Below are 4,398 nucleotides of genomic sequence, written 5' to 3' on the forward strand. Positions count from 1 at the left end.
AGGGTTTTGTGATCAAGGTGCTCTCCTTCATCTTGGCCCACAACCTAAATCTCTTGGCTCAACAAATGCTTGGGTAGCAACTTGGGTTAAAGTATTCACGGAAGTTAATGTGCCGGCCCATAATCAGTTCACCTTACCCCTCATTTCCTTGTAGGCCCGAACAGCAAGCCTGAGAAGCCGGGGATCCGGGCTGTCTTGCTCCTTCAGCTCACCCGCCGCCACAACGAAGAGAAACTCCCCCTGGCGCCAGTAGTACAGGCGGATCCCCGTGCGGTGCCGGAGCTCCCAGATGGGAGCATCGAGATGCGCGAGCGGCTTCGCCAAAGGTGGGCGGAGGTCCGGGCCTTGCTCCTCCAGCGTCCGAAGCAGCCGCAGAGCATATTGTGGAGCTTGGGGTTTTGGCGCTGGAGGTCTTCCAACCAGTCCCGCACTTGCGAGCGACCCCTGGCATCCACGTAGAGGACCAGGCCGTGTAACACAGACCACTACACAAAATTCCCCACACGACCGTCAGTTGGCCTGCCTACGGTAACAGATAAACGCGCCAAGGGGCAGACAGTGCGGGCTTTGGTAAGTAAGCCTGTAGGAAGCGGGCGTGCACACAGTTGGGTACGCAAGCCCCTTGCCGCACGCTCCAAGCTAGCCGCCCTCCCAGGGATTGAGCACCGTAAGGGGTAGGCCTTCAAAGTGGCGGGCGTTACGGGTGACCAGAACCAGGCCGTGGCGCAGGGCGGTGGCAGCCAGCATGGCGTCCAGGGGCGAAAGGGGTTTTCCCCTTAAGAAGGCCTCTCCCATCAGGGTGCCCCAGGCCTCCATCACCGGGGTATCCAAGGGCAGGATCCGGTCCGAAAAGCGACGCTTGACCTGTTTAAGCCAGGATTCCAGGGTTCGCTTCCGCTTCGCCGGAGCCCGCACCACCCCCTGGACCAGCTCCCCCAGGGTCAGGGCCGAAAGGTAGGTGTCCGCTAAGGGGGTCGCTTGCAACCAGCCCACCACCCCGGGGTGGGGGTCTGCCTTGACCGTCTCCGAAAGCACGTTGGTGTCCAAGAGGTAGGCCATGGGCGCCTAAAGGAGGGAAACCTCCCGGGGCTCCGCCTCCACCCGGGCAAAGAGGGCCTCGGCTTCCTCGTTAGGGAGGGGTTTGGGGGGACGGAGGGCCTGCCAGAGGGAGAGGTCCGCTCCCGTGAGCCGGGCGTAGGTCTCCCAGTCCAGAACCACCACCGCCTTCCTACCCCGCCTTGTAACCAACTGGGGCTGGCCCCTCATGGCCTCCTCCACCAGCTGGGAAAAGCGGGCCTTGGCCTCTTGCAGTTGCCAGGTCTTGGCCATGGCCTCAGCATAAAGCCACTAGACAGACTGGTCAATAGCCAGCTGGCCGAGATTTCGCTATAGATCTTTCCGGAACTGTCGCAAGGTTCCCGGGTGCCCCCATGCCCCTCTCGGTCTGGTGGTATTCCTAAATCCCACGCTGATCTCCCCGGACTGAAGTCCAGGGCTCCTCGGTTCAGGCTAAACGCCTCACCTGGCGCAATCCCTAGGTACTAGGGAAGCGGAAAGCCCACCCAACGCCTGAGCGCTTGACGTCCTAGAATATCTGCTTTATAACAGGTCCCCCCTTTCGGATATTCACCCGCATATGCATTGACACGCCAATAAGGAAGGGGCTTGGATAAATGTGTGGGAACACCCAAGCCCCCTCCCAGCTTACCAGAACTCCCCGAGTGGCAACTGCGCACACTGATCCGCTCCCTCCAGGTCCCAGAACCTGGCCCCAAACCCGGTCGCCCCAGAACCTACACCCACACCCATCTCCTACGCCCCAAGGTACGCTTCGCGTGACCCACGTCTACCGCGCCTTTATGGGCTGGTCCGTGGAACGCATGCTGCGGGAACTCCGACGAGATCCCTCCCTGTGCCGGGCCCTGGGCCTGCCCAGCGTTCCCAGCCGGGCCACGGTAAGCGAGCGGAGTAAACACCTCCTCTGGCAGGCCCTTTGGCAAAGGCAAGGGGGGGAGAAGACCAAAAGAAGGGTCCTGGCCTTAGACGCCACCGCCCTGTCTGCTCAGGCCACGGACCCCGAAGCCCGTTGGGGGAGGGATTCCAAGGGGCAGTGGGTCTACGGGTATAAGCTCCACCTGCTTTTGGACCTGGACACGGGGGAGATCCTGGCCCACAAGATAGCCCCTACGGGGCTGACCTCCGTGACCCCGGCTAACCGGCACGATGGTCCGGTGGGCTGGGCTCTTGTGCGGGGGATAGCCTCTTGGGAAGGGGAAAAGCCCTCCCTGCTCCTTGGGGATTCTGCCTAAGATGCCGAGGGGCTTTTTCAGGCTGCAGAGGAGAAGGGGCTTTTGCTCCTTTCTGGGCACAACCGGAGGCGGGGGAAGCCGAGGGGAAGAAGGAGGGGGGAGAACTTGAGGCGGCTTCAGCGTGGGGCCTACCGTCGGTTGTACCGGCGGAGGTGGGAGGTGGAGACGGTGTTTGGTTTGTTGAAGGGCTCCTTAGGTTTGGCAGCTTGTTTGCGACGGGTGCGGGGCCTTGGTCAGCCCCGATGGGGCTACCTTGAGGCGGTTAGTCGGCAGGTGACGGCGGTGGTGACGGCCTTTTCCTTTGTGGCCCAAGTTCTAGCCCGGGAGGGCTTGCCTCCCACCTGGGTGGCCAGGGTGGCAGCGTGAAGGGCCTCGGAGTGAATAACCGAAAGGGGGGTTAGGGATGTAGAGTTAGGGATAAGGAGGTGTCCGTGCGCCACGCCTTGGGCGAGGTACCGGTGGAGGCCCTGATCGGCGGGGCCTGGCGGCCCCTAAAGGAGCGCTTCCCCGTGGTCTCTCCGGCCACGGGGGAGAGGGTGGCCGAGGTGGCGGACTGTGGAGAGGAGGAGGCGAAGGAGGCCCTAGAGGAGGCAGTGGCGGCCTTCCCCCTCTGGAGCGGGGCCACGGCCTATGAGAGGGCGCGGGTCCTGAGGCGCTGGTACGAGCGCATCCTGGAGCACCAGGAGCCCCTGGCCCGGCTTATGGCCCTGGAGATGGGAAAACCCCTCAAGGAGGGGAGGGCCGAGGTGGTCTACGCCGCGGGGTTCGTGGAATGGTACGCCGAAGAGGCGAAGCGCATCTATGGGGAAGCGGTCCCCTCCCAGTTCCCCCACAAGAGGCTCCTCGTCCGCTACGAGCCGGTGGGGCCGGTCTACGGTATCACCCCCTGGAACTTCCCCGCGGCCATGGTGACGCGAAAGGTAGCCCCGGCTCTGGCAGCAGGGTGTACCTTCGTGCTCAAGCCTGCGGAGGAAAGCCCCCTCACCGCCCTCTACCTGGCGTGGCTTTTCCTGGAGGCGGGGGGGCCTCCTGGGGTGTTGCAGGTTCTCCCCACCTCGAGGCCCGAGGAGGTGTCCCGGCCCTTCCTGGAGGATGAGAGGATACGCAAGCTTACCTTCACGGGCAGCACCGAAGTGGGGGTGCGGCTCTACGAGAAGGCGGCGAGGACCCTTAAGCGGGTCTCCATGGAGCTTGGGGGCGGGGCGCCTGTCTTGGTCTTCGCCGACGCCGACTTGGAAAGGGCGGTGGAGGAGACCTTAAGGGCCAAGTTCCGGAATGCCGGGGAGTCCTGCGTGGCAGCAAACCGGGTCTTTGTGGAGGCCCCCATCGCCGAGGCCTTCGCCGAGGCCTACGCCAGGAGGGCTTCCGCCCTTAAGGTGGGCGATCCCCTTTCCGAGGAGACGGACATCGGCCCCCTGGTGAACGAGGCGGCCCTAAGGAAGGTCCACGCCCACGTGGAGGACGCCCTCTCCCGGGGAGCGAGGCTCGTGGCGGGAGGGGAGGCCAAGGGGCTCTTCTTCGCCCCCACGGTGCTTTTAGATGTAAAGCCGGAAAGCCTCCTTTTCCGGGAGGAGACCTTCGGCCCGGTGGCGCCCCTCACCGTGTTCCAGGAGGAGGCGGAGGCGGTGCGGTGGGCCAACGGCTTCCCGGTGGGGCTTGCCGCCTACGTCTTCACCCGGGACCTCTCCCGGGCCTTCCGGGTGGCGGAGGCCCTGGAGTACGGGATCGTGGGGGTGAACGACGGGGTACCCTCCACGCCCCAGGCCCCCTTCGGGGGGAGGAAGCAATCGGGGCTAGGGCGGGAAGGGGGGAAGTGGGGTCTAGAGGAGTACTTGGAGGTCAAGTACATCTCCCTGGGGCTTTAGGGCACCACCCCCCGCCAAGAACCCAAGGTGGGCCTTATACCACCCCATGCAGGCTGGGGCCAGAACGTAGCCCTGCTGACGCATGGGGGCCCGGGTAGAAGGTCCCCGTAAAGTTTTTGGGAACCTGGAAGCGCAGGAAGCAAAAGTAAAGGGTATAAACCCCTCCCGGAAAAGAGGAGGGCGGGCCCGGCCAGGTAGTGTAAGGAATTATGTGTAAGGGTCTG

Annotated in this window: 4 protein-coding genes and 1 pseudogene; 2 read left to right on the forward strand and 3 right to left on the reverse strand. The window is 63.9% G+C overall.

What is annotated here, in order from left to right; all coding sequences use genetic code 11:
* Positions 1 to 123: 123 nt before the first annotated feature.
* From TNMX_RS13440 to TNMX_RS12035, 3 genes are all read right to left on the reverse strand, one after another.
* Positions 124 to 324, reverse strand: coding sequence for a hypothetical protein (locus TNMX_RS13440; RefSeq protein WP_253269412.1), 201 nt, complete (start codon positions 322 to 324; stop codon positions 124 to 126).
* Positions 325 to 639: 315 nt separating this feature from the next.
* Positions 640 to 1,059, reverse strand: a complete 420-nt coding sequence (locus TNMX_RS12030) for a type II toxin-antitoxin system VapC family toxin (RefSeq protein WP_084221160.1) — start codon at positions 1,057 to 1,059, stop codon at positions 640 to 642.
* A gap of 6 nt (positions 1,060 to 1,065) precedes the next feature.
* On the reverse strand, positions 1,066 to 1,329 hold the full coding sequence (locus TNMX_RS12035) for a type II toxin-antitoxin system Phd/YefM family antitoxin (protein WP_038032572.1): 264 nt from the start codon (positions 1,327 to 1,329) through the stop codon (positions 1,066 to 1,068).
* A gap of 551 nt (positions 1,330 to 1,880) precedes the next feature.
* On the opposite strand from TNMX_RS12035, the pseudogene TNMX_RS13445 reads away from it, so the two are divergent.
* Both TNMX_RS13445 and TNMX_RS12045 read left to right on the forward strand, forming a co-directional pair.
* Positions 1,881 to 2,462: pseudogene (locus TNMX_RS13445) on the forward strand (transposase); the annotation flags it as partial.
* 278 nt (positions 2,463 to 2,740) lie between these two features.
* On the forward strand, positions 2,741 to 4,174 hold the full coding sequence (locus TNMX_RS12045) for an NAD-dependent succinate-semialdehyde dehydrogenase (RefSeq protein WP_052037998.1): 1,434 nt from the start codon (positions 2,741 to 2,743) through the stop codon (positions 4,172 to 4,174).
* Positions 4,175 to 4,398: the final 224 nt, after the last annotated feature.

Origin of the sequence: Thermus sp. NMX2.A1 (assembly GCF_000511705.1) — a bacterium.
GTDB lineage: Bacteria > Deinococcota > Deinococci > Deinococcales > Thermaceae > Thermus > Thermus scotoductus.